Origin of the sequence: Psychroflexus lacisalsi (assembly GCF_020164495.1) — a bacterium.
In the GTDB taxonomy this organism is placed as follows: Bacteria; Bacteroidota; Bacteroidia; order Flavobacteriales; family Flavobacteriaceae; genus Psychroflexus; species Psychroflexus lacisalsi.
This window is the reverse complement of the sequence record NZ_JAIQYZ010000003.1, coordinates 254,745-278,542: the sequence shown is the minus strand read 5'-3', so window position 1 is coordinate 278,542 and position 23,798 is coordinate 254,745. Positions and strand designations below refer to the sequence as shown.

Below are 23,798 nucleotides of genomic sequence, written 5' to 3'. Positions count from 1 at the left end.
ATTTTATTTTTCAAACATCTCATATCCTTCCTTTTGTAGCTTTTCCTCAGGAATCAGAAATACATTATCAATTTTCGAACACTCATTTAAGGAGTTAATTTTTTTCCATTTGAAATCTACAGGCTTATAAATACTATAATTTTCTGGAATTAATTTTAAAAATACAGAGTCTAACTCAATATTTCGAGCTTCATAATAATGCTTGTTTACTTCCATCAAAATACTTGGTCGATGAATTTCAATGGTCCGCTTGCCACCTTTTAGACAAAAATCTTCGTGACCCTCAATGTCCATTTTGATCATATCGATTTTGCCCAAATGTGAAAATTCTTTATCCCATATTTCATCAAGAACTTTCAGTTTTATTTGTGAAAGCTTGAAGCCTCTATCCATTTCCTCACTGGTCTGTATAGCAGCATTACCTGTATTGGAACCATGCTTAAAATCTTCTCTTAAGGTAATTTGTGTTTCGGTAGATCTATCGGATAATCCATAATTGTTGAGAAGACAAAAATTTTCTAACGAATTGAGTTTTAAGTTTCTTTTTAGGCGCTCGAAATTTCCAGTAAAGGGCTCGAAAGAAACAATTTTGCCGCTAGATTCATTTTTCTTTAAATAATTCCCAATTGCTACTGTGTAAAAACCAATTTTGCTCCAATGTCTAGAAAGCATCCCTCGGTTCTAAAAAGTGTTTTAATAGCAGAAATAAAAAAAGTATCGTACTTTCCCGTGTAGAAAGATAGCCTTTCAGTTCTAGTACTTAGATCAACTTGCATTTGTGTTCCGTCTTTCATTTCTGAAACGACTTTTGTATCATGACCGAATGCCAAAGCAATTCTATTAATGTGCTTGTATAATTGGTTTAATTTTCGGTGTTCAGGTAATTTTTTTGTTAGATTTGAAATTCTCTTCAGCATTCTAGAGGATTTTTTCAAAATAAGTTGATATATGATTATAAGAATTGATCTACGCCCTTTTCAGCATAAATCAACTTCTTTTCCGTTGTTTGCTTTTCAATTTCCTCATTAATTTCTATATGAGATTTTGATTGTTCCTTGTGATAAATATGATAGGCAATCCCTGCAAATTTTAAACGTTTCCCTTTCATCCCAATATTATGAAGTCTTTGAATCATTTCTGAATCATCAATTCCCCAACCTACCAGATTTTCATTAAATCCATTTATCTTGATAAAATCTTCCCGCCAAAAGGACATATTACAGCCTCTCAGTTTTCCAGAGCGTTTTTCAACAGGCTTTATTTGACTTGCGAAAAAGGGGAATCTTAAGGTTCTGCCTCTTTTTTGAATGCCTTTAGAAAAGAAATTGAATCCTAATTTTTGATTTTGGAACAACTTCCCTAAAAATTCTTTTTGGATGTTGACTCTAGAGCCAAAAAGATAAAGCCCAGCTTCAGAAAACCGCAAGTGATCCTCAATGAAAAATTTATTCATTATAATATCACCATCGATTTCAATAATATATTCGTGCCTTGCATTGGCAATAGCCTTATTCATGATTCTTGGCTTTCTATTTCCTTTATCTTCATGCCAAATATGAATCAAAGAAACGGGAAAGGTTTTTTGAAAATTTTGAATGAGTTCTTTTGTTTCTGAAGAAGACCCATCGTCAGCAATGATTACTTCGTCTGGGAGTATAGATTGTTGCTCTACACTTTTTAAAAGCAATTCTAAGGCTTCTGGCCAGTTATAAGTTGGAGTGACTAAGCTGCATTTTGGAAACGGATTCATTGTATTTGAAATATGATATGCGATTTACGATAAAAAAATAAGGATTTATGTGTATTGAGACATCCATTGGCTTTAAATTTGAAATTTAAATAATATCAATGAATTCTGACTATAATCCAGCATTTATTCAATTTAAAGATGCTCTTCTAAAGCTCATCAATTCTTTTGACTCTGTAGGAACTGTTTTTGGAAATGGGGATAGGAATGTTATTAAAACGGTAGAGTTTGAAGATTTTACACTCAATATTAAATCCTTCAAAGAGCCAAATTTTATAAATCAAATCGCTTACCAATATTTTAGAAAATCTAAAGCAAGGCGCTCTTTTGAATATGCTACAATCTTGAAAGAGAAAGGGATTGGGACACCTGATCCAGTTGCCTATTTTGAATTTAAAAAAGGTGTTGGTTTTGGAAAGTCTTTTTATATCAGTGAGCATGAGCTTCCAGACTTGACCTACAGAGAACTTGTTCATGAACCTGAATTTCCTAATCATGAAGAAATACTTAAGGCTTTCACTCGGTTTACCTTTCAACTCCATGAAAAAGGAGTCGAATTTCAAGATCACTCGCCAGGGAACACCTTGATTTTTATTGAAGAAAATGATTACAAGTTTTCCTTAGTGGATTTAAATAGGATGAAATTCAGAGCCTTAAACTTTGAAGAGCGCATGTATAATTTCAGACGATTAACTCCTAAAAAAGAAATGGTAAAGGTGATGAGTGAGGAATATGCCAAACTCATAAATAAACCAAAAGAGGAAGTTTTTAAATTGATGTGGGATTACACGTCAGAGTTTCAACGAAAATTCCATTTGAAGCAGAAACGTAAGAAAAAATTAAAATCAATTTTTTGAAATTTCCTTTAGTATAGGATACCTTTTGTAAACGCTTAAAGCATTTAAATAGCAGATGATAATGCCTTTTCTACCATCTAGAAATCCCAATCTTATGATGTAATCGTAAAAAAACTTGAAAGTGGGTTTTATGATAAAGTGAAAGGCATTGGGTTTTATCCCTTTTTGAAGCAGCTCTTTCGCTTTCAATCTGGCATAATTGACCATCTTCTTTTTGTAAGAGTCGTAGCTACTGTAGGAATAGTGAATAAGTTTACTTTTCATGGAAGACTTAGACCCTTTTACTTTTAAAACTTCGTGAACTAGACGTTCTTCAGTGTACTGAGCTTTGCTTTTTTTGAAAAGTCTAATGTTTTTATCGGTTTGCCATCCACTAAAATGAAGAGGTTTTCCTTTAAACATGAATTTTCTATAAAAAAAGTAGGCATCTGCTGTTTGCTTTTTCTTTATAGTATTTAAAATTTCATTTTTAAGAGGTTCTGTAACTCTCTCATCGGCGTCCAAAAATAAAATCCATTCATGATTGGCTTTTCCTAATGCAAAATTTCTCTGAGAAGTAAAATCTATAAAGGTATTTTGGTAAACCGTAACATTTGGATAAGACTTAGCAATTTTAACTGTATTGTCTTCAGAGAAGGAATCTACAACTATAATTTCGTCAGCGAAAGTAATATTCTCAATGACAGAAGCAATATTTTTAGCTTCGTCGAGAGTTATAATAAGTGCCGAAATTTTGGGCATGCCAGATTCGCGTCTTTAATAGTGGTTAGATTCGCAAATGTAAAATAATGTTCAGTTTAGATATAATAATTTGTAAATTGATTTGTGAAGTTTTAAAAAAAATTATTTTTGTACAATAGTCTATTTCTATGAAAGCATCTGTTATCATAAGTACCTATAATTCTCCAGACTGGTTGGAAAAAGTCTTGTGGGGGTATAGTGTGCAGACAGAAGATGATTTTGAAATTGTCATTGCAGATGACGGATCTACAAAAGAAACTAATCAAATTTTAACTTCAATAAAAGCAAAAACTCAACTTTCAATCATCCATGTTTGGCATAAAGACGAGGGTTTTCAAAAAACAAGAATTCTTAATAAAGCTATTTTAGCATCAAATACTGATTATTGTATTTTTACGGATGGTGACTGTATTCCTCGTAAAGATTTCGTAGAAACTCATTTAAAATTTAGATCAAAAAATTATTTTTTATCTGGAGGACATTTCCCATTGTCTAAGAACTTGTCCAAATTGATTTCAAAAAATAATATTTTAAGTCAGGAGTGTTTTGATTTAAAATGGCTTAAAAATAAAGGCTTAAAGGCAAGTTTTAAAAACACAAAACTGGCAAAAAGCAAATCAGTTGCATTGTTCATGAATTTCATAACTCCTACTAGACCAACTTGGAACGGTGGAAATGCATCAGCCTGGAAAAAAGATATTCTTGCTATAAATGGCTTTGATGAGCGAATGAAATACGGAGGAGAAGACAGAGAATTTGGAGAAAGACTCGTTAATAATGGAATACAACCTTTGAAAGTTCGCTATTTAGCCATTATTGTTCATCTGGAACATGAACGGGGTTACGTAAACGACGAAGCCTGGAAGATTAATAACGAAATAAGAGAGCAAACTAGAAAAGAAAAAAAAGTAAAAACCTCTTATGGAATTAATTTGCATGCTTAATCAGAAATGTTTTTAAAATTTCTAAAAAAAGAGCTGGATTAAACTCTTCATACATTTCCATATTATCTGTTTGAGATTTTTCTAAAAAAAGATCAGGTTTATAATCTTTCACATGAACGGATACATGTTTAAGGTTTTCATCCTCAAAGCCATTCCACCCTTCTTTATTGATTTGTGGAGAAAATATTGAGAATGTAGGAACATCCAAAGCTTTAGCCATATTGATGGCTCCACCCTCATTGCCGATTAAGGCCTTGCAAAATTTTGAAACTGACATAAATTCTCTTAAACTTTCGATTTTGAAATTTAATAAAATCTTTCCTTGTGTACTCTTATCACAAAGGAAATAAAGTTCTTTAATATCTTCAAATTGTGAGGGTATGTAATTCATGATTAGTAAAGCATTAGAATTCAAAGCAATAAAGTCTAAAACATCAGCCATGAAACGCAAAGGGTATGTTTTCGCTTCACTACTTCCTAAAGCACTAATCATAATGAAAGGTACAGGCTTAGCCTTTTGAAATTTTTGAATTTTATTTTTAGCAGTATCAAGCTCAATAGGCTTTAAATGAATTTTAGGTTGTTGGGTAAGTATTTTTGTACCCTTCAATGCGCTCATTAGATTTAGTCTATTTTCTATGGCTGAGCCTAAACCGATTTCCGACTGATTTGAAATTTTAACTGTAGAAGAATAAATAAGATTAGTTAATGGTTTGTTCCAGCCTATTTTTGTCTTAGCCTTTGAAAATAGAGTGATTAAGTTACTTTCTAACTTACCATACGCGTCGATAACCACATCATATTTTGTCTTTTTGATCTGTTTTAAAAATCTATAAAATTCAAGTTTGCTTGACCTGTATTCATCTTCAAAAATTACGATTTTATCGATGTATGGATTGTTTTCAATCACTGGAATAGTAAACCGATTGACGAGATAGTGAATCTCTGCCTCAGGGTAATTCAGTTTCAAATTCTCGCAAATAAGACTGGAGACGAGAACGTCTCCAATCATTTTTTGTTGGATAACTAGTATCTTCATTAAACTCGGATCAATTAAATATTTTATTTAACTACACCGCTACATCATAAGTTCGAAGTGCGTCATTCAAGGATGTTTTCTTGTTGGTGCTTTCTTTTCGTTTTCCAATGATTAAGGCGCAAGGCACATTGAATTCTCCTGCTGGAAATTTCTTGGTATAGCTTCCAGGGATTACCACGGAACGAGCAGGGACAATACCTTTCATCTCAACGGGTTCATCTCCTGTAACATCGATGATTTTGGTAGAAGCTGTCAAAACCACGTTAGCGCCAAGAACCGCTTCTTTTTCAACACGAACTCCTTCCACTACAATGCTTCTTGATCCTAAAAAGGCGTTGTCTTCAATAATTACTGGTGCTGCCTGCAATGGTTCTAAAACTCCACCAATACCAACTCCACCAGAAAGGTGAACATTCTTACCAATTTGAGCACAACTTCCAACTGTTGCCCAGGTATCTACCATTGTTCCTTCGTCAACGTATGCGCCAATATTAACGTAACTCGGCATCATAATGACACCACTCGAGATATAAGCACCGTGTCTGGCCACTGCATTGGGAACCACCCGGATTCCTTTTTCTTTGTATCCTCTTTTGAGTGGCATCTTATCGTGATATTCAAAAATACCAGCTTCCATAGTTTCCATCTTTTGAATTGGAAAATAGAGAACCACTCCTTTTTTTACCCATTCGTTCACTTGCCAACCCTCTTTTGTAGGTTCTGCGCAACGTAATTCACCGCTGTCTAGTTTTGATACTACAGTTCTTATGGCTTCAATTGTTTCTTGTTCTTTTAATAAGTCTCGGTTGTCCCAGGCTTTTAAAATTTTTTGTTTTAATTCTTCCATTTAAATTTTTTTTAGCGAAGATAAGGTTTATGGTTAAATCCAAAATACCTCTTAGTACCTTATATTTGCTAGAGAATTAAGTTTATGAAAACGAAAGTACTGGCTTTAGATTTTGGAATAAAACGAACAGGTTTAGCTATTTCTGATGAGATGAAAATGATAGCATCTGGTTTAAAAACAGTAGATTCTCGAGTTTTGATGGATGAACTGAAATCCATAATCCCTTCAGAGGCTATCGATACACTTGTAGTGGGAGAGCCAAAGTTTACGGATGGAAAACCGATGCAATTGGAAAAAAACATTTTGTTTCTTATTGAAGATATTCAGAAATTATTTCCAGATATTAATATTGTAAGAATGGATGAGCGTTTTACTTCAAAAATGGCTTTCCAAACTATGATTGACTCTGGTCTTAAGAAGAAAAAAAGGCAAAACAAAGGCTTGGTGGATGAAATAAGCGCTACAATTTTACTTCAGAATTATTTGAAATAAATTTGGATTTTTAAAGTTAGCATTTGTCAATTTCAAAAGAAATAAAACCCGTATTTTTGCGTCTTCAATTAAAAGGGTCTATCCCTCTCACTTAAAATTGAGATTATGATATTACCAATTGTAGCTTATGGTTCTCCAGTTTTAAAAAAGAAAGCTTCAGATATTTCAAAAGATTATCCTAAGCTAGATGAACTTATTGAGAATATGTTTGAAACTATGTATAATGCAAATGGAGTAGGGCTCGCAGCTCCTCAGGTTGGGTTATCAATTCGCTTGTTTGTCATCGATGCAAAACCTTTTGCTCAAGATGAATCTTTGAGTGAAGAAGAGGTCAAAGAGTTAGAATCTTTTAAAAGAGTTTTCATCAATCCGAAATTGATTGAAGAAAACGGAATAGAATGGGATTTTAATGAAGGTTGCTTAAGTATTCCAGATGTTCATGAAGACATTTTCAGAAAGCCAGAAATCAAAATTGAATATCTAGATAGAGATTTAAATCGGCAAACCGAAACTTTAAATGGGTTACCTGCTAGAGTTGTTCAGCACGAATATGACCATATTGAGGGGATTCTATTTACTGATAGGATTTCTAGTTTAAAAAAGAGATTAATCAAAAGTCGATTAACAAATATTACTAAAGGTAAAGTAGATATAGGTTATAAAATGAAATACCCCTTGGCTAAAAAAAATCGCTAAGATCTTTTCAAAACAAGAACAAATTGCATATTTGCCATCCAAAAAAATAAATACATGAAATTAGATAAAGTATTATCCATATCAGGGAAACCAGGACTTTATGAATTAAAAGCTCAAACCAGAGGTGGTTTTCTTGCGGAGTCGTTCATCGATGGTAAGAAAATTCCTGTTAGTATGAGAAACAATGTAAGTATTCTTAGTGAAATCGCTATTTATACATATACCGAAGAAATCCCTCTAAGAGAAGTTTTTCAAAAAATATTTGATAAAGAAGACGGAAAACCATCAATAGACCATAAGTCTTCCAAAAACGAGTTGACTGATTATTTCAGTGAAATATTACCTGACTACGATGAAGATAGGGTTTACCCATCTGACATCAAAAAAGTAATTCAATGGTATAATTTACTGATTTCAAAAAACATCATTGATTTTTCTGATCCGAAAGCTGAAAAGGATACAAAAGAAGAAGAAAAAGAAAATTAAGCTAATCACCTTTACTTAAACCCTCTAATTAATTTTAGGGGGTTTTTTAGTTATAATACTTATTTTTAAATAAAAAAGATGTATACAAGACAGAAACAACTCGAAGCTTTTGAAAGACTTCTGGATATAATGGATGATTTGAGAGAAAAATGTCCGTGGGATCGTAAGCAAACTATGGATTCTCTTAGAAACCTCACCGTTGAAGAAGTTTATGAATTAGGCGATGCTATCCTAGAAAAAGATTCAAATGAAATCAAAAAAGAGCTAGGAGATGTATTGTTACATATCGTTTTTTACTCTAAAATTGGAAGTGAAACCAACGATTTTGATGTTGCAGACGTTATTAATTCCCTTTGTGAAAAGCTTATAAACCGACACCCTCATATCTACGGTGATGTCGTTGCCAATGATGAAAAGCAGGTGAAAGAAAACTGGGAAAAGCTTAAACTCAAAGAAGGGAATAAAAGCGTACTTGGTGGTGTCCCAAGATCTCTTCCAGCACTTATTAAAGCCAGTAGGATTCAAGATAAAGTTGCTGGTGTAGGCTTTGATTGGGAAGAGCCGAAGCAGGTCTTTGAAAAGGTAAAGGAAGAACTTGCAGAACTACAAGAAGAAGTCAATAAAAATGAGCAGAATAAGATAGAAGATGAATTTGGGGATGTTTTATTTTCAATGATTAATTACGCGAGGTTTTTGAAAATCGATCCAGAAACAGCATTGGAGCGTACCAATAAAAAATTCATTTTCAGGTTTCAGTATTTAGAACAGAAGGCCAAAGAAAATGACCTAGATATATCTAAAATGTCACTGGAAGAAATGGACAAATTCTGGGAGGAAGCTAAAACTATAAATTTTGATAAGAATCAAACCGATTAAGTTAAAGCTATCTATAATTTGACGGGTTTTTTTTGGGGTCAGATTTAAATTCTTATAATTGACAAATATTAAATTTAAAACAATGAAAAAAGTATTTTTAACGGCCGGCATATTCCTTTTTACAGTTTTTGCCGCTACAGCGCAAACTGAAACAACCGTAACTGATGCTGAATTGCAAAAATTCGCAGAAGCTTACCAAAGTGTTCAAAAATCTAACATGGAGATTCAACAAAAAATGGTTGTTGCTATCGAAGATGAAGGTTTAACACCACAGCGATTCAACGAAATCTATGAGGCAAAAATGGATCCTGAGAAGGAAAGTGATGCGTCTGAAGATGAGATGGCTAAACAAGATGCAGCGATGGTTGTTATCCAAGAAATCCAAACTGCTTCACAAAAAGAAATGGAAAACAAAGTAAAAGAAAAAGGGTTGACTATGCAGCAATTTCAAAAAATTGGTGCGCAAATTCAGGAAAGCCCAGAACTGCAACAAAAAATGCAAGCCATGATGATGAAGCAGCAAACCGGAAAAAATCCAATGAAGAAAAACTAATTTTTCTTCAACTATCTTCAAAAGGCTAGAATTCTAATTCTAGCCTTTTTTATTTTAACACCAGTCGCTTTATTTGAGAAACTCCTTCATGCTTTATTTTCATTAAGTAATTTCCACTTTGAAACTGACTAAGGTTTTCAGCATAGTTTTTTAAATAGGTTCTTCTTTTTAGTAGTAACCTTCCATTCAAATCGTATACTTCTATTGTTTTAACTCCACCTTTATTAAAGTCCAAATGTATTTTATCATTCTTTGAGGGGTTAGGATACAGAAGAACTTCAAGTTTGTCTCTAAAAGTAAAATTTGATAAAAGTTGTTCTCCTTCTATTAGAAAATTGTCCACTGTCCATTTGGTAGCATTTTCACCAGTCGCAGTATCGTATTTAAAAGCAATATAAACTTCACCACTTATTTCTGAAATATCAATCTTATTTGCCTTGTAGACAAATAGGTTATTACTGCTATCGGGGTGTAGAGGTATATCCACATTTGGTATTTCTTGCCAATCAAAATTAGATGGGTTTCCATTTCCATCATAAGATGAAGAATATAAAAGTTGAAGTTTAGTATTACCAAAGCTAGCAGACGCCCAAAAACTAATTTTCTCTACTTCATAATTTCCAAAGTCTATTTTATCAGATGTAATTAACCAGTCACGGCTTAGGACTTGCTCATTATTTTGATAAGCATTCATTTGATAGCCTTGGGTATTATCTTCGCCATAGTTATCAATACATTTCCAGTTGATATCATTTACTTCACTTACAGACACTAAATTGCCTGCTACTGTATTGCAATTTTCAAAATCTTCCTTCAACAAAATATTTGATTCAGATAAAGTTACAACTTCCAGATTTTCGCTTGGATCGGAGACATTGCCGCTTTTATCTACAGCATAAACTCTAAAATTATAAAGCCTTTCTGGAGAAAGTTCTTGAACAGTATAATTCAATGTTTGCGATGACACTTCAACTAAATTGATATTGTCTAACTCTACAATATATTTTTCTATTCCTACATTATCTTGTGAAGGGTTCCAAGTAATATTAATACTTGAATCCTTTATATTGCTAGCTTGAAGATTTTGAGGGGCAGTAGGAGGTAGGTTGTCTGGATCTCCCCAGATTTCATAAGCAAACTGCGGATGATCTATCAACGGATTCCTGTTTCCCTGATATTGAAAGCCATTATTGTTTCTATCTATCTCTCTTTGACTTACGGGATCGCTTACATGCCATGATAACAGTAAATCAATATACCAGTCTACAAAAAAGTCTTGTGGATTATTTGCAAGGACTTCATTTGTTTTCCAACTGTTATTAAATTCATCTTCGTACCTGATTGCAAAGTAAAGTACAGATCTTGCAATATCTCCTTTAAATTCATCGATGGGCTCAAATACAGTACCTGAGTATCCTGGGAATTTGTTTTCACCACGTTTTGAACCATTACTCGAAATGTAATTAGGATTACTGACTTCACCGAAAGGATAATTTCCTCGGGCTCCATTTACTGCACCATCAGTTGGAACAACATGAAAATAATCATTTCTCATTGGTGACGCACTATTAAATATAGATTGGGGTACCAAATGTTCCCGGTTATAGCAATCTCCTTCGTTGTTGTAATTTCCACATTGATTTAAGACGTGCTCATAATTATAAGCTTCACTTCCATTAGCAACCTCAGAATAAATGTCTAGTACAGTGCCATCATTTTCAAAATAATCGTCGGTATCTCCACTGTTTTCTGAAGCATATGCGCTAAATAATGCGTTATAACCTTGGTCTTGATGATGTGATTGTCCATTTTCATCATCTATATCATCAATAATGGATATTAAAGCTGTTTTTAATTGATAGCCACTAAGACCTTCTGCACTATTGTAATATCCTGTCGGAGCTTGAGCATAACTGAAACAAAAGGCAAAAAGGAAAAAAGGAAATATGTATTGTTTCATCTCAAAATAAATACAGGACGAAAATTTTATGAAATAGATTTTTGAAGAATGGCATAATAAAAACCATCAAAACCAGATTTATGAGCTAGGATCTTTTCATCCTTATTGAGTTGAAATCCGCTTCCATTTTCAGAATTAAGGAAATCTTGAACTTGCATTTGGTTTTCTGAAGGTAATATGGAACAGGTTGCATATACCAATATGCCACCAGGTTTTACCATTTTACTATAATCTTGTAACAAATCCTGCTGTTTTTTCTTGATCTCTACCAAAAATTCTGGAGTCAACTTCCATTTTGCATCTGGATTTCGTCGTAAAACACCAAGTCCAGTACAAGGAGCATCTATAAGAACCCGATCTGCAGACTCATGAAGTTTTTTTACCACTTTTGTAGAATCTATCACTCGTGTTTCCAAATTATGAGCTCCTGCTCGTTTTGCCCTTCGTTTAAGTTCTTTCAATTTATTAGCATAAATATCCATGGCAATAATTTGCCCTTTATTTTCCATTAAAGCGGCAATATGTAGAGATTTTCCTCCAGCTCCGGCACAAGCATCTATTACTCTCATTCCAGGCTCCAATCTAAGTGCATGAGCTACCTTTTGAGAAGAGGCATCTTGTACTTCAAACAGCCCTTTTTTGAAAGCATCGGTTTTGAAAACATCTGCACGTTCATAAAGTTCTAAGGCTTCAGGATAACCTTTTATTGTCTTAGTAGGAATGAATTCTTCATCTAAGATAAGTTGAAGTTTTTTTGGTGTGGTCTTTAAAGTATTGGTTCTTAAAATAACTTTAGCCTGCTCGTTAAGAGCTTTTATTTCTTCCTCCCACAGTTTTCCTAGTTCTTTCCGGCCAAGCTCATCGAGCCAATCTGGTATTGATTCAGCGTATTTGGTTATTTTGGAGAGTTCATCAAACCTTCCTTTGATTCTTCTTGTTGGGGTATCTTCAAACTGTTTCCAATCTGGAATTTCTATCCCTTTCAACGTAGCCCAAACTGTAAAGAGCCTGAATAAATTCGGTCTTGAATACGGAGCGTTGACGTCGGCAATTTCAGAATAAAGCCTTTTCCACCTAACTATATCGTAAGTGGTTTCTGCAATAAAGCCTCGGTCTCTAGATCCCCAGCGTTTATCTCTCTTTAAAGTGTTCGATATTTCTTTGTCGGCGTATTTGCCTTCGTTAAAAATAAGATGTAAAGTATCTATAACGGCGAAAACTAAGTTTCTGTGTAAGCGCATGATTATAATTTAATCTGCAAAAATAGAGTTTTAGTTCTTAGAAGACTTATCAGATTGATATTGTTTCAAAAGTTTTTTATGGAAATCATATTCTGCTTTCTTAAGCATCATAATCTGTTTTGGAGAAATCACTTCTTTAAGATTGACAACAAAATCTTCTCTAAGCTCCACTCTCGATTTTTTGTAAGACATGTAATTATCTAGAAGTCGGCTAGCTTCTTCTTGATTTAAATTTTTGATGTTATCGAGTTTGGATTTGATATCAGACCATTCATTATTTCTTAAATCTTCGTAGCGCTTATTATGTTCAGAATAAACGGGCCAAAATCTCTTGGCTTCACTTGGTGTGAGATTTAACTCCTCAGTGAAAAAAGCGATTTTTAATTGCTGAATTTTTTCACTTTCGTTGTTTTGTGCGTTTCCGTAGAAACTACATATAAAAGTGAAAACTAGTAAGAGTATATAATTTTTATTCATTGTCAAAATCTTGATCTTCAATTTTATCATTCAAATACTCAATAATTTCCTGATCATCCAGTTTTGAAATATTTTGGTTGACTAATTTTTTTACAGAAGTATTTTCAAAGTCTATAAATTCATCTGGGGTTTCAAGGTGATAATCTAGATACCTTTCAATCATATCGTTATCAAGGTCAGAAAATTGAATATTCTGGTTCGGACTTATTCTATCGATATACAAAGCACCTATGACTGCAATTGCAACAATTGATGCAGCAACCATCCACTTACTAAATTCTTTAAGTTGAATAACCTTAGTTGGTTTTTCTTCTGAAGGAATATTTACTTCAAAATCTGAGAAATAGTCATTTGGAATTTTGAAACCAGATTTTTCAGTGTAAGATTCAGATTTGATTTTATTCAATAAAGAATCCTCCAAGGTTTCAAAATAGTCTTTTGAAACCTTAAATCCTGATTTTCTATCTTGTATGTATCGTTTGTCTACCATTATTTATAAGACTCAATTTCAATTTAAAAGTTTAATCTGACTTTAAAAACTTTTCTACTTTCTTTCTGGCATGGTGGTAGTTAGATTTCAGTGCTCCCACACTTGAATCTAAAATTTCCGACATCTCTTCGTAAGGTATTTCTTCAAAATAACGCATGTTGAAAACTATCTTTTGTTGCTGTGGTAAAGCTTCAATGGCCTTTTGTAGCTGTAGTTGAAACTCACTCCCTTCAAAATATACATCGCTTTCCAATGTTTCTAAAAGATAGTCATTTAATTCCTGATCCGAAAGCTTTAGCTTTTTAGACTTTTTATTCAAAAAAGTGATGGACTCATTGGTGGCAATTCTATACATCCAACTGAAAAGCTTACTGTCTCCTTTAAAGGACTTTATATTCTTAAATACTTTTATAAATGTATTTTGAAGAACATCATCTGCATCTTCATGGATTTTCACAATGGTTCTAATATGCCAGTATAGTCTGATTTTATGTTCAGAAATAAGAGCTTTAAAGGCTTCATCTGTATTGATGCCTTTTTGCAAATTTTCTATGATTTCTTCTTCTTTCAACTGGATCTTATTCGAAGGATTGCATATTTACTAATTTCTTGTAGATACCATCACTAGACATCAATTCATCATGTTTACCCTGTTCTACAATTTCACCCTGGTGCAATACTAAAATTGTGTCTGCGTTTTTAATTGTTGAAAGTCGGTGAGCTATGACAACAGAAGTTCTGTTTTGCATCATATTTTCCAGAGCTTTTTGAACTAATTGCTCACTCTCAGTATCCAAAGCCGAAGTGGCTTCATCTAGTATCATGATAGGTGGATTTTTCAAAACGGCTCTGGCAATAGAAATCCTTTGCTTTTGCCCTCCACTTAATTTTCCGCCGCTATCACCAATATTGGTGTCGATTCCTTTTGGAAATGCACTTACAAATTCATAAGCGTTAGCAATCTTCAAGGCATCAATCAGTTCTTCATCTGTAGCATTTGGTTTTCCAATCTTTAGATTTTCCTTGATCGTATCATTAAATAAAATGGAGTCTTGAGTGACAAGCCCCATTAAACCCCTTAAAGACTTTTGTTTTATTTTTTTGATATTAATACCGTCGATCTTGATTTCACCTTCTTCAAGATCATAAAATCTAGTTACCAAATTTGCAATGGTAGACTTTCCACTCCCAGATTGTCCAACCAAAGCGATGGTCTTGCCTTTTTTTACCGTTGCGCTAAAGTTTTTTAGGACATATTCTTTTTCATATTTGAAAGAGATATTTTCTAAAGTTAAGCCTGAAGTAAATTCCTCTTTGCTTATGGCATTTTTATCATCCTGAATGATATTTTCAGTTTCGAGAATTTCTAAAATACGTTCGGCAGCAGCATCTCCTTTTTTTACGCTGTAAGACGCTTTAGAAATACCTTTAGCCGGTGTTAAGATATTATAGGCTAAACCCATATATGCAATAAAGGTACTTCCATCTAAGGTTCCATCGATTAATACCATTCGTCCTCCATACCAAAGCAAAACAGCGATAACGCTAATACCCAGAAATTCACTTGCAGGAGAAGCCAGGTTTTGACGATTCAATAGCTTATTGGAAAAATCATAGAAGTTTTGAGTAGAGTCTTTAAATTTTTTGTAAAAAATAGATTCAGCATTAAATCCCTTGATGATTTTGAGTCCACCTAAAGTTTCTTCCAAAATCGATAAAAACTGACCTTGTTCTTCCTGAACCTTATCTGACTTTTTCTTTAATGATTTTCCTATCAAAGAGATAATAAATCCTGAAACGGGAATAAAGATAAAGACAAAAATAGTCAACTCTGTACTTATCAGAAGCATAGCGCCAATGGTGAATAAAATGGTAAGAGGTTCTCTAACTATCAATTCTAAAATCGATAAGAACGAATGTTGTATTTCCAATACATCACTGGTAATTCTGGCAATTGTATCGCCTTTTCGCTTTTCAGAATAGTGAGAAAGTGGTAATTCTATGGTTTTTTTATAAAGTGCATTTCTCAAATCTTTAAGAACTCCATTTCTTAAAAAAGTGATGAAATACATGGCGATATAGTTCGAAATGTTTTTTAGAAAAAATAAAATGATCACCAAACTGATGACCAAAATTAAAGCTATGGACGCATCATCCTGTGCAATTTCATTCACTTGAAAAGATAAATAATCTTTAAAATAACTTTCAACTTCTCCAATACCAGTATAAATAGGTGGTTCAGTAATTTTTTTAGCATCTTTTCCTTTAAAAAGTACATCAAGCATTGGAATGAGCGCTATAAATGAAAGAGCACTAAATAATGCATAAAAAACGTTGGCTATAATATTGAGAACCGCATATCGCTTATAAGGTTTCGCAAAGCGAAGTATTTTCTTGAAATATGTCATAAACTTTTTTACTCAGTAAGCCCTAGTTCCTTTTTTATAGTTTCAATCTTCGAATCTAATTCTTTATCAAGGGTTTTGAACTCTGAAGTGTCTTTTAAATTAGAATTGACACTTATATAAAATTTGATTTTTGGCTCTGTACCACTTGGCCTGGCTGCCACTTTGGTTCCATTTTCGGTATAATATATCAACACATTTGATTTTGGTATATCAATAGGGTGTGTTTCGTGTGATTGCAAATTTTTTGCTTGAGAATTGGAGTAATCTTCAATCAGGACTACTCGTTCTCCTGCGATCTCTTTGGGAGGGTTGTTTCTGAGTTGGATCATTTTTTCTTTGATTTCTTCAGCTCCTTCAAGTCCTCGTTTTACTAAAGACACTAAATTCTCCTTAAAAAAGCCGTGGTCTTTATAAATTTTAATCAGTTGATCATACACAGATGCTCCTTGAGACTTTAATTCAGCAGCCATTTCACAAACTAGCAAAATCGCAGTATTAGCATCTTTATCTCTTACAAAATCGCCAACCATATAACCGAAACTCTCTTCACCACCACCGATGTAATCAAGCTCTGGATTATCTTTTATCAACTTTGCAATCCATTTAAAACCCGTAAGGCTTTCCATGTATTTCACTCCGTAAGCTTCAGTGAGCACTCTCATAAGCGGTGTAGAAACAATTGTAGAAGCAATAAAGTGTGAATCCGTTAAGCTATTATTCTGTTTCATTTTATCTAGCAAATACCAGGTCATTAGTACCATAGTCTGGTTGCCATTTAATAAAACGAGTTCGTTTTCCGTATTTCTTACAGCAATACCTAGTCTGTCTCCATCTGGATCTGTGCCAATAGCTAGATCGCTATTTTGCTTATTGGCAAGTTCAATTGCCATTTCAAGCGCTTCAGGCTCTTCTGGATTTGGAGATTTTACTGTAGAAAAGTCAGGGTCAGGTTCTGATTGTTCCTCAACAAGCTGTAAATTTTTATAACCAGCTTTTTCAAGTAGTTTTGGGACTGTAGTAATCGAGGTGCCGTGTAGCGATGTAAACGTAATGTTCAATGCTTTTTTTACATCATCAGACAAATTGAAATCAACATTTTTTACGGCTTCTTCTAAGTAGGTATTTTCTACAGAATTATCTAAAACTTTAATTAACTCTGAATTTTTATTGAAATTAATGTCTGTAAATTCCAGCGCATTTATTTCTGAAATAATCTCTTTATCCTCTGGTGGGACTAGTTGTCCCCCATCTTTCCAATAGACTTTGTAACCATTATATTCCGGTGGATTATGACTAGCAGTTAGCATAATACCACATTGGCATCCCAGGTGCCTTACCGAATAAGATAGAAGTGGGGTAGGCCTTAATTCTGGAAAAATATAAACTTGAATCCCATTTGCTGAAAATACATTTGCAACTTGATGTGCGAATGTTTTGCTATTACGTCTGCAATCGTAGGCTATGACTACCTTTAAATCTTCGTTTGGAAACACAGATTTCATATAATTTGAAATTCCTTGCGTGTTTTTTCCTAAGGTATATTTATTGATTCTGTTGGTGCCAACACCCATTATTCCTCGCATTCCTCCAGTTCCAAAATCTAGATTTTGAAAGAAGCTTTCTTCAAGGGCTTTCTGGTCTGTGTCAATGAGTTTGCGCACATCATTTACAGTATCTGGATCAAAAGTATCAGTTAGCCAAGCTTTAGCTTTATCTAAAATATTACTCATAATTTTAATTTTTATATTTTTTCTGAAATTAAATATCGTTTTTGTTGATGTTTTGTTTTAAGAAGTAATTCACCAATGAATCCAGCCAAAAACATTTGGACACCAATTATCATAGCCGACAAAGCTATGTAAAACCAAGGATTGTCAACTACAAGAATATTTGGCAGACCGTTCCAAAGTTTATAGAGTTTGGAAGCTCCTATCCATAAGGCTGATAAAAATCCAACGAAAAACATCAAAACACCTACGGCACCAAAAAAATGCATTGGTCGCTTACCAAATTTTGCAAAAAACCATAGTGTTACCAGGTCCAAAAACCCATTGATAAAACGCTCTGCTCCAAATTTTGTTTTTCCGTATTTCCTTGCCTGGTGTTTGACTACCTTTTCACCAATTTTGGTGAAGCCAGCTTGTTTGGCAAGAACAGGGATGTAACGGTGCATTTCTCCATTCACGTCTATATGCTTAACGACTTCATTTTTGTAGGCTTTGAGGCCGCAATTAAAATCGTGCAGTTTCAAACCTGAAGTCCATCGGGCAGCTTTATTGAAAAGTTTAGAAGGAAGATTTTTAAAAATTACGGAATCGTATCTTTTCTTTTTCCATCCGGAAATCAGATCATAATCTTCTTTCACAATGAGATCGTATAATTCCGGAATTTCCTCTGGATTGTCCTGTAAGTCTGCATCCATTGTAATGACAACATCTCCTTTAGTCTCACGGAAACCCGCATGAAGTGCCTGGGATTTCCCGTAGTTGGTCTTGAAATTAATTCCTTTTACGCCATCAAATTCAGAAGAAAGTGTTTTTATAATTTCCCAGGATCCATCGGTACTTCCATCATTTATGAAGATAATTTCATAATCAAATCCATGCCTTTTCATCACTTCTTCAATCCAGCGATGAAGTTCTTTTATAGACTCAGATTCATTGAGAAGGGGAATTACTATCGATAAATCCATACATCTATCAATTGTTTCGTTTGATCATTCCTACAATAAGTCCTACCAGAAAAGTTTTGAAAATAATTGAAAGCAAACTAATTGTTCCCAAAACAAAAGGCGAAGCGAAAACTCCAGACATGTTTCTTGTCATTTCGGCTTCTTCGGCGCTCATTTGTTGTTGTTCAATCTGAGCTTCCATCTCTGCTTCCATACCTGTTTTCATTTCAGTAATGTACTCTGGTTCAACAAGCTCGTAATGAATATAAGTATAAAAGCCATAAATTAATCCTCCAATGACTCCAACAGCGAGTCCCATTTTAATGGCTGTAGTCAGGTCTATTTGCCCACCATTATCAATTTTGTACACATGGATGGCATACCAAACAATGGCTGCTGTAATGATAAAATTCAAAACTGAGATTACAGTATTGGTCTCATAATTGAAAGCATAAAGCAATACTAACATGAGTATCGAATATGCACCGAATATGACACCATAATTTATAGCGTAAGGTTTTACTGGAAGATCTTCTTGTTGCATTAGGAACTTTTAAAAGACAAATATACGCAATAGCCTATATTATTAGTTTTGTTTGTAAATCTACTTACTTTCACTTTCGCTAGAAACAGATTCGAGCAGCATTTCTTCTAGTTTTTTCGTGATTTTTTCAGGTAGATTATCCTCAAATTCTTCTAAATGTAATTGAGATGTAAAAGTTAAATCTTGAAAATGAACTAAAACTTTGCCATCATCAATTTCTTCCACAAGCACCTTTAAAGGAAGGTCAATAGAAAAGTTTTGATTTTGCTGCATCAGTTTTGTTCCCATTTTTGGATTCCCAAATATGAACAAATGGAGAGGTTTTAATTCTGCACCAATTTCTTCAGCGTCTTTTGAAAAATCTTTGGATTCGAAAAGAGTGAGATCTTCACTCTTTTCTATCATTTCTTTTATAGAAGCAACTGTTTGAATATAAGGTTTTGAACTTTCAACCGATCGTATTCCATTGGTATCCAAAGAGTCAATTGGAGAGTCTTGAGTGAAAGCTGCTTTAGAGCTTTGTTTCAAAAAAGTTTCTGAAAGTGTTCCAATACTTCTTAATGCTGCGCTACCTTTTAAATTATAGCGGTTCATAAAATAATCTTCACTTCTCGCAACTACATATTGATTGTCATTTATCCTGTAAAAACCTATTCTAATAGGAAATTCTAGGGCCATCAAAGGATTCTCTTCTATTAAGGGTACGCTGTATCTGGCATTGTCAATAAAGTAGACTTGATTGAAATCTAATTTTAGATCAACATCTGCAGCATTTTGTGAGTGATTTATTTCTGTTGAAACTTGTAATGTTCTATCGGTATCTACGTAGGATTTAAAATCTTTTGAAGCCCTATCCAAATCATCCGTCTTGGTGAAAATCAATCCAGGCGAAATATTTTCATCGATTTTTGAAATGTCTTTTTTTTCAGAATTGTCTTTGCAAGAAATTAAAAAAACAAAAAACATTGCGAATATTGATAATAGTGGAGTACGTAGCATTTAAATTATTTTTTACAAAACTACCAAAATAGAGGCTATTATATCAGTAATTGATTGAATATATAAAGGAGATGCTTTTAAAATCTTTTATATTTACCCTCAAACTTTATAAAACCATGAAACATTTGCTAAAAGCTAAAGTAAATGATGTACATGAGTTTGAATTTGAACAAGAACAAATTCAAAACCTGGACGTTCAGAAAACTACTTCTGGATCACATCACTTACTTGTAAACGATAAGTCTGTAACCTCAAAAATTGTCTCTTCTGACTTTTTGAACAGGACGTACACTGTAAAAATTAATACCAATATTTACCAAATTCAGATTTCAAACGAACTCGATGTCCTTATAAATGACATGGGGCTTTCTTTGTCTGCCAATCAAGTCATTAATGAAATTAAAGCTCCAATGCCAGGAATGATTTTGGATGTTATGGCTGAAGTAGGGCAAGAGGTGAAAGAGGGTGATAATTTGTTGGTTTTGGAAGCGATGAAAATGGAAAATACTATAATGGCACCTCGCGATGCAATTATAAAATCTATTAATATCGAAAAAGGCAAAACAGTAGGTAAAAACGAAGTTTTAATTGAAATGGAATAATAAAATTAATATGAAAAAAATATTAGTTGCCAATCGAGGAGAAATAGCATTAAGAGTGATGAAAACCATCAAAAAGATGGGAATCAAAACCGTTGCGGTTTTTTCTGAAGCCGATAGAAACGCACCACACGTAAGATTTGCAGATGAAGCGATTTGCGTGGGTCCGGCACCGTCGAACCAATCTTATTTACTAGGAGATAAAATCATTGAAATTGCAAAAACACACCAGGTAGACGGGATTCATCCTGGATACGGGTTTTTAAGTGAAAATGCAGATTTTGCAGAAAAAGTAGAGAAAAATGGCCTCACGTTTATAGGACCAAAATCTCACGCTATCCGAATTATGGGTGATAAGCTTTCTGCGAAGGAAACTGTGAAATCTTATGATATACCAATGGTTCCAGGGATAGATGAAGCTATTACAGATCCCCAAAAAGCAAAAGCTATTGCTAAGGAAATAGGATATCCTATTCTTATAAAAGCTTCTGCTGGAGGAGGTGGTAAGGGTATGCGTGTCGTAGAAGAAGAAGGCAAGCTTGAAGAACAAATGAAGCGCGCCATAAGTGAAGCTGAATCTGCCTTTGGAAATGGAGCTGTTTTTATTGAAAAATACGTAGGGTCGCCGAGACATATCGAAATTCAAGTTCTTGCAGATACTCATGGTAATGTCTTGCATTTGTTTGAACGTGAATGTTCAGTACAACGAAGACATCAAAAAGTAGTTGAAGAAGCTCCGTCTACTATATTAACTCCGGAGTTGCGTGAGAAAATGGGTCAAGCGGCTATTAATGTTGCAAGGTCTTGTGACTATGTAGGTGCAGGAACTGTGGAATTCTTGATGGATGAGAAGAAGAACTTTTACTTCTTAGAAATGAATACGCGTCTTCAAGTAGAACATCCAGTAACCGAATTAATTTCAGGAGTAGATTTAGTAGAACAACAAATACGCATTGCAAGAGGAGAGGTTTTGCAGATTGAGCAAAAAGATTTGAAAATAAATGGTCATGCTTTAGAACTGAGAGTTTATGCTGAAGATCCTACCGATGATTTTTTACCAAGTGTCGGAGTTTTGGAACGCTACAGAAAACCAAGCGGAAAAGGTATACGAGTAGATGATGGGTTTGAAGAAGGAATGGAAATTCCAATTTATTATGACCCAATGTTGTCTAAGTTGGTAACTTATGGAACCAGTAGAGAAGAAGCTTTGCACATAATGCTTGAAGCTATCAAGCTTTATGAAGTAAAAGGTGTTGCCACAACGCTTCCTTTCGGAAAGTTTGTGTTTAATCATGAAGCTTTTAGATCTGGAAATTTTGATACTCACTTTGTCAAAAATTTTTACACACCAGAGATTCTTGAAGAAGAAGCAAAAGAAGAAGCTTACTTAGCAGCATTGATGGCTATGAGACAATACCAAGAAGACCAGAGAAAATTGCGTTTACCAGAAGTCACATCAGAAACTAAAACCAATGAGTAAAAACATAAAAATACTTCAAGATAAACTTGAGCAAGCCAAACTTGGCGGAGGACAAAAAAGAATTGACAAGCAACACGAAAAAAAGAAACTTACCGCCAGAGAACGCGTGGAATACCTTCTTGATGAAGGTTCTTTTGAAGAAATGGGAGCGCTTGTGACGCACAGAACTACAGATTTTGGCATGCAGGATCAAATCTATTACGGCGATGGGGTTGTGACGGGTTACGGCACAGTAAACCACAAATTAGTCTATGTTTATGCTCAAGATTTTACCGTGTTTGGTGGCGCTTTATCAGAAACTCATGCAGAGAAAATTTGCAAAGTGATGGATCACGCTATGAAAGTGGGTGCACCTATCATTGGGTTAAACGATTCTGGGGGAGCGAGAATTCAGGAAGGCGTTCGTTCTTTGGGTGGTTATGCCGATATTTTTTATAGAAATGTACAGGCTTCTGGTGTAATTCCACAAATTTCTGCCATTATGGGGCCTTGTGCTGGTGGTGCTGTTTATTCACCTGCGATGACCGATTTCACTTTCATGGTAGAAAACACAAGTTATATGTTTGTGACTGGCCCCAATGTGGTGAAAACCGTTACCAATGAAGAGGTTACTTCTGAAGAGCTTGGAGGAGCGAGTACACATTCTACAAAATCTGGGGTGACACATTTTACTTCCGTCAATGATGTAGAATGTTTAGAACATATCAAAGTTTTACTTAGCTATATACCACAGAATAACACTGAAACTCCAGAGCATTTTACTGTTGATCTTAAAGATGAAGTTCGAGAAAATCTGGATTCGCTTATTCCGGATAGCCCGAACAAACCTTATGACATGCATGAGGTGATTAAAGGTATCATCGATGAAGATTCATTTTTTGAAGTTCACAAAAATTATGCAGACAATATTATTGTGGGATTTTCAAGAATTGGTGGAAGAAGTGTAGGTGTAGTGGCCAATCAACCGATGAGTTTGGCTGGAGTTTTGGATGTTGATGCTTCCAAAAAGGCAGCAAGATTTGTAAGATTTTGCGATGCCTTCAATATTCCATTATTAGTTCTAGTCGATGTGCCGGGATTCTTACCAGGAACAGACCAGGAATGGAACGGAATTATTTTAAACGGTGCCAAATTGCTTTATGCGTTAAGCGAAGCAACTGTTCCAAGAGTAACTGTGATTACCAGAAAAGCCTATGGTGGTACTTACGATGTTATGAATTCTAAACACATTGGAGCCGACCTTAACTTTGCATGGCCGACAGCAGAAATCGCAGTAATGGGAGCAAAGGGCGCATCAGAAATTATTTTTAGAAAAGAAATACTAGAAGCAGAAGATTCTGAATTGAAATTATCTGAAAAAGAAGCAGAATATGCCGAGACATTCGCTAATCCTTTTAAAGCTGCACAAAGAGGGTTTGTCGATGAGGTCATAATGCCCAGAAATACACGAAGAAAGCTATTAAAAGCTTTTGCAATGCTCGAGAAAAAGGATGTACAGCGACCAAAACGAAAACACGGAAATATTCCTTTATAAATTTAAAAAGCCTCAGAAATGAGGCTTTTTTTTAATCTTTTATTGAGGTTTTGATTACTCAATCTTCGAGGTCGAAATTTTTATTAAATTAAAATATTTGTACCTGTCGGCTTACCC

At 34.2% G+C, this 23,798-nt stretch carries 26 protein-coding genes; 10 read left to right on the top strand and 16 right to left on the bottom strand.

Features of this window, described 5'->3' with window-relative positions; all coding sequences use genetic code 11:
* Positions 1-3 precede the first annotated feature (3 nt).
* The 3 genes from LB449_RS10730 to LB449_RS10720 are packed head-to-tail and all read right to left on the bottom strand — an operon-like array spanning position 4 to position 1,750.
* Positions 4-672, bottom strand: coding sequence for an FkbM family methyltransferase (locus tag LB449_RS10730; RefSeq protein ID WP_224455105.1), 669 nt, complete (start codon positions 670-672; stop codon positions 4-6).
* The gene (locus LB449_RS10725; protein ID WP_224455104.1) at positions 630-917 is read right to left on the bottom strand and encodes a hypothetical protein; all 288 of its coding nucleotides are present in this window, start codon (positions 915-917) and stop codon (positions 630-632) included. Before LB449_RS10725 ends, LB449_RS10730 begins: the two co-directional genes overlap by 43 nt.
* Before the next feature lie 35 nt (positions 918-952).
* Positions 953-1,750 (bottom strand): glycosyltransferase family 2 protein, encoded by a 798-nt coding sequence (locus tag LB449_RS10720; RefSeq protein WP_224455103.1) that lies wholly within the window; start codon positions 1,748-1,750, stop codon positions 953-955.
* A gap of 98 nt (positions 1,751-1,848) precedes the next feature.
* Between LB449_RS10720 and LB449_RS10715 the strand changes: the two genes are divergently transcribed.
* The gene (locus LB449_RS10715) at positions 1,849-2,604 is read left to right on the top strand and encodes a lipopolysaccharide kinase InaA family protein (protein WP_224455102.1); all 756 of its coding nucleotides are present in this window, start codon (positions 1,849-1,851) and stop codon (positions 2,602-2,604) included.
* Here the strand turns inward: LB449_RS10715 and LB449_RS10710 are convergent.
* A complete protein-coding gene (locus LB449_RS10710; protein ID WP_224455101.1) occupies positions 2,593-3,345 on the bottom strand; it encodes a glycosyltransferase family 2 protein in 753 nt (250 codons plus the stop codon). The genes LB449_RS10715 and LB449_RS10710 overlap by 12 nt on opposite strands.
* Positions 3,346-3,473: 128 nt before the next feature.
* On the opposite strand from LB449_RS10710, the gene LB449_RS10705 reads away from it, so the two are divergent.
* Positions 3,474-4,289: a glycosyltransferase family 2 protein gene (locus LB449_RS10705; RefSeq protein ID WP_224455100.1), complete on the top strand. Its 816-nt coding sequence runs from the start codon at positions 3,474-3,476 to the stop codon at positions 4,287-4,289.
* On the opposite strand, the gene LB449_RS10700 is transcribed toward LB449_RS10705, so the two are convergent.
* Positions 4,273-5,199, bottom strand: a complete 927-nt coding sequence (locus LB449_RS10700) for a glycosyltransferase family 9 protein (RefSeq protein ID WP_224455099.1) — start codon at positions 5,197-5,199, stop codon at positions 4,273-4,275. The two genes, LB449_RS10705 and LB449_RS10700, sit on opposite strands and share 17 nt — an antisense overlap.
* Before the next feature lie 160 nt (positions 5,200-5,359).
* Positions 5,360-6,175, bottom strand: a complete 816-nt coding sequence (locus LB449_RS10695; protein ID WP_224455098.1) for a 2,3,4,5-tetrahydropyridine-2,6-dicarboxylate N-succinyltransferase — start codon at positions 6,173-6,175, stop codon at positions 5,360-5,362.
* 84 nt (positions 6,176-6,259) lie between these two features.
* Between LB449_RS10695 and ruvX the strand changes: the two genes are divergently transcribed.
* The 5 genes from ruvX (at position 6,260) to LB449_RS10670 (ending at position 9,278) form a co-directional block, all read left to right on the top strand.
* Positions 6,260-6,667 carry a Holliday junction resolvase RuvX gene (gene ruvX, locus LB449_RS10690; RefSeq protein WP_224455097.1) on the top strand — a complete coding sequence of 136 codons (408 nt, stop codon included), beginning with the start codon at positions 6,260-6,262 and terminating at the stop codon, positions 6,665-6,667.
* Between the two features lie 105 nt (positions 6,668-6,772).
* Complete coding sequence (gene def, locus LB449_RS10685; RefSeq protein ID WP_224455096.1) at positions 6,773-7,363, top strand: peptide deformylase; 591 nt, start codon at positions 6,773-6,775, stop codon at positions 7,361-7,363.
* 54 nt (positions 7,364-7,417) lie between these two features.
* The gene (locus LB449_RS10680) at positions 7,418-7,849 is read left to right on the top strand and encodes a DUF5606 family protein (RefSeq protein WP_224455095.1); all 432 of its coding nucleotides are present in this window, start codon (positions 7,418-7,420) and stop codon (positions 7,847-7,849) included.
* A gap of 78 nt (positions 7,850-7,927) precedes the next feature.
* Positions 7,928-8,725 (top strand): nucleoside triphosphate pyrophosphohydrolase, encoded by a 798-nt coding sequence (gene mazG / locus LB449_RS10675; protein WP_224455094.1) that lies wholly within the window; start codon positions 7,928-7,930, stop codon positions 8,723-8,725.
* 82 nt (positions 8,726-8,807) lie between these two features.
* Positions 8,808-9,278 carry a DUF4168 domain-containing protein gene (locus tag LB449_RS10670; RefSeq protein WP_224455093.1) on the top strand — a complete coding sequence of 157 codons (471 nt, stop codon included), beginning with the start codon at positions 8,808-8,810 and terminating at the stop codon, positions 9,276-9,278.
* Positions 9,279-9,327: 49 nt separating this feature from the next.
* Here LB449_RS10670 and LB449_RS10665 read toward each other — a convergent pair whose 3' ends face one another.
* The 10 genes from LB449_RS10665 to LB449_RS10620 are packed head-to-tail and all read right to left on the bottom strand — an operon-like array spanning position 9,328 to position 20,068.
* Positions 9,328-11,238, bottom strand: coding sequence for an endonuclease (locus LB449_RS10665; RefSeq protein WP_224455092.1), 1,911 nt, complete (start codon positions 11,236-11,238; stop codon positions 9,328-9,330).
* Positions 11,239-11,264: 26 nt separating this feature from the next.
* A complete protein-coding gene (locus LB449_RS10660; RefSeq protein ID WP_224455091.1) occupies positions 11,265-12,479 on the bottom strand; it encodes an RsmB/NOP family class I SAM-dependent RNA methyltransferase in 1,215 nt (404 codons plus the stop codon).
* Positions 12,480-12,509: 30 nt separating this feature from the next.
* Positions 12,510-12,956: a hypothetical protein gene (locus LB449_RS10655; protein ID WP_224455090.1), complete on the bottom strand. Its 447-nt coding sequence runs from the start codon at positions 12,954-12,956 to the stop codon at positions 12,510-12,512.
* Positions 12,949-13,446, bottom strand: coding sequence for a hypothetical protein (locus tag LB449_RS10650; protein WP_224455089.1), 498 nt, complete (start codon positions 13,444-13,446; stop codon positions 12,949-12,951). Before LB449_RS10650 ends, LB449_RS10655 begins: the two co-directional genes overlap by 8 nt.
* Positions 13,447-13,477: 31 nt before the next feature.
* Positions 13,478-14,017: an RNA polymerase sigma factor gene (locus LB449_RS10645; RefSeq protein ID WP_224455088.1), complete on the bottom strand. Its 540-nt coding sequence runs from the start codon at positions 14,015-14,017 to the stop codon at positions 13,478-13,480.
* Positions 14,018-14,024: 7 nt separating this feature from the next.
* A complete protein-coding gene (locus tag LB449_RS10640; RefSeq protein WP_224455087.1) occupies positions 14,025-15,854 on the bottom strand; it encodes an ABC transporter ATP-binding protein in 1,830 nt (609 codons plus the stop codon).
* 8 nt (positions 15,855-15,862) lie between these two features.
* Complete coding sequence (locus LB449_RS10635; RefSeq protein ID WP_224455086.1) at positions 15,863-17,584, bottom strand: phospho-sugar mutase; 1,722 nt, start codon at positions 17,582-17,584, stop codon at positions 15,863-15,865.
* Positions 17,585-17,595: 11 nt separating this feature from the next.
* The gene (locus LB449_RS10630; protein ID WP_224455085.1) at positions 17,596-18,546 is read right to left on the bottom strand and encodes a glycosyltransferase family 2 protein; all 951 of its coding nucleotides are present in this window, start codon (positions 18,544-18,546) and stop codon (positions 17,596-17,598) included.
* 7 nt (positions 18,547-18,553) lie between these two features.
* Entirely contained in the window at positions 18,554-19,069 is a 516-nt protein-coding gene (locus LB449_RS10625) for a DUF4199 domain-containing protein (protein WP_224455084.1), read from the bottom strand.
* A 60-nt stretch (positions 19,070-19,129) separates the two neighbouring features.
* Positions 19,130-20,068, bottom strand: coding sequence for a DUF302 domain-containing protein (locus LB449_RS10620; RefSeq protein WP_224455083.1), 939 nt, complete (start codon positions 20,066-20,068; stop codon positions 19,130-19,132).
* A gap of 116 nt (positions 20,069-20,184) precedes the next feature.
* On the opposite strand from LB449_RS10620, the gene LB449_RS10615 reads away from it, so the two are divergent.
* The 3 genes from LB449_RS10615 to LB449_RS10605 are packed head-to-tail and all read left to right on the top strand — an operon-like array spanning position 20,185 to position 23,681.
* A complete protein-coding gene (locus LB449_RS10615) occupies positions 20,185-20,670 on the top strand; it encodes an acetyl-CoA carboxylase biotin carboxyl carrier protein subunit (protein ID WP_224455082.1) in 486 nt (161 codons plus the stop codon).
* Positions 20,671-20,680: 10 nt separating this feature from the next.
* Positions 20,681-22,147: an acetyl-CoA carboxylase biotin carboxylase subunit gene (accC, locus tag LB449_RS10610; RefSeq protein ID WP_224455081.1), complete on the top strand. Its 1,467-nt coding sequence runs from the start codon at positions 20,681-20,683 to the stop codon at positions 22,145-22,147.
* Entirely contained in the window at positions 22,140-23,681 is a 1,542-nt protein-coding gene (locus tag LB449_RS10605) for an acyl-CoA carboxylase subunit beta (RefSeq protein ID WP_224455080.1), read from the top strand. Before accC ends, LB449_RS10605 begins: the two co-directional genes overlap by 8 nt.
* Positions 23,682-23,798 lie beyond the last annotated feature (117 nt).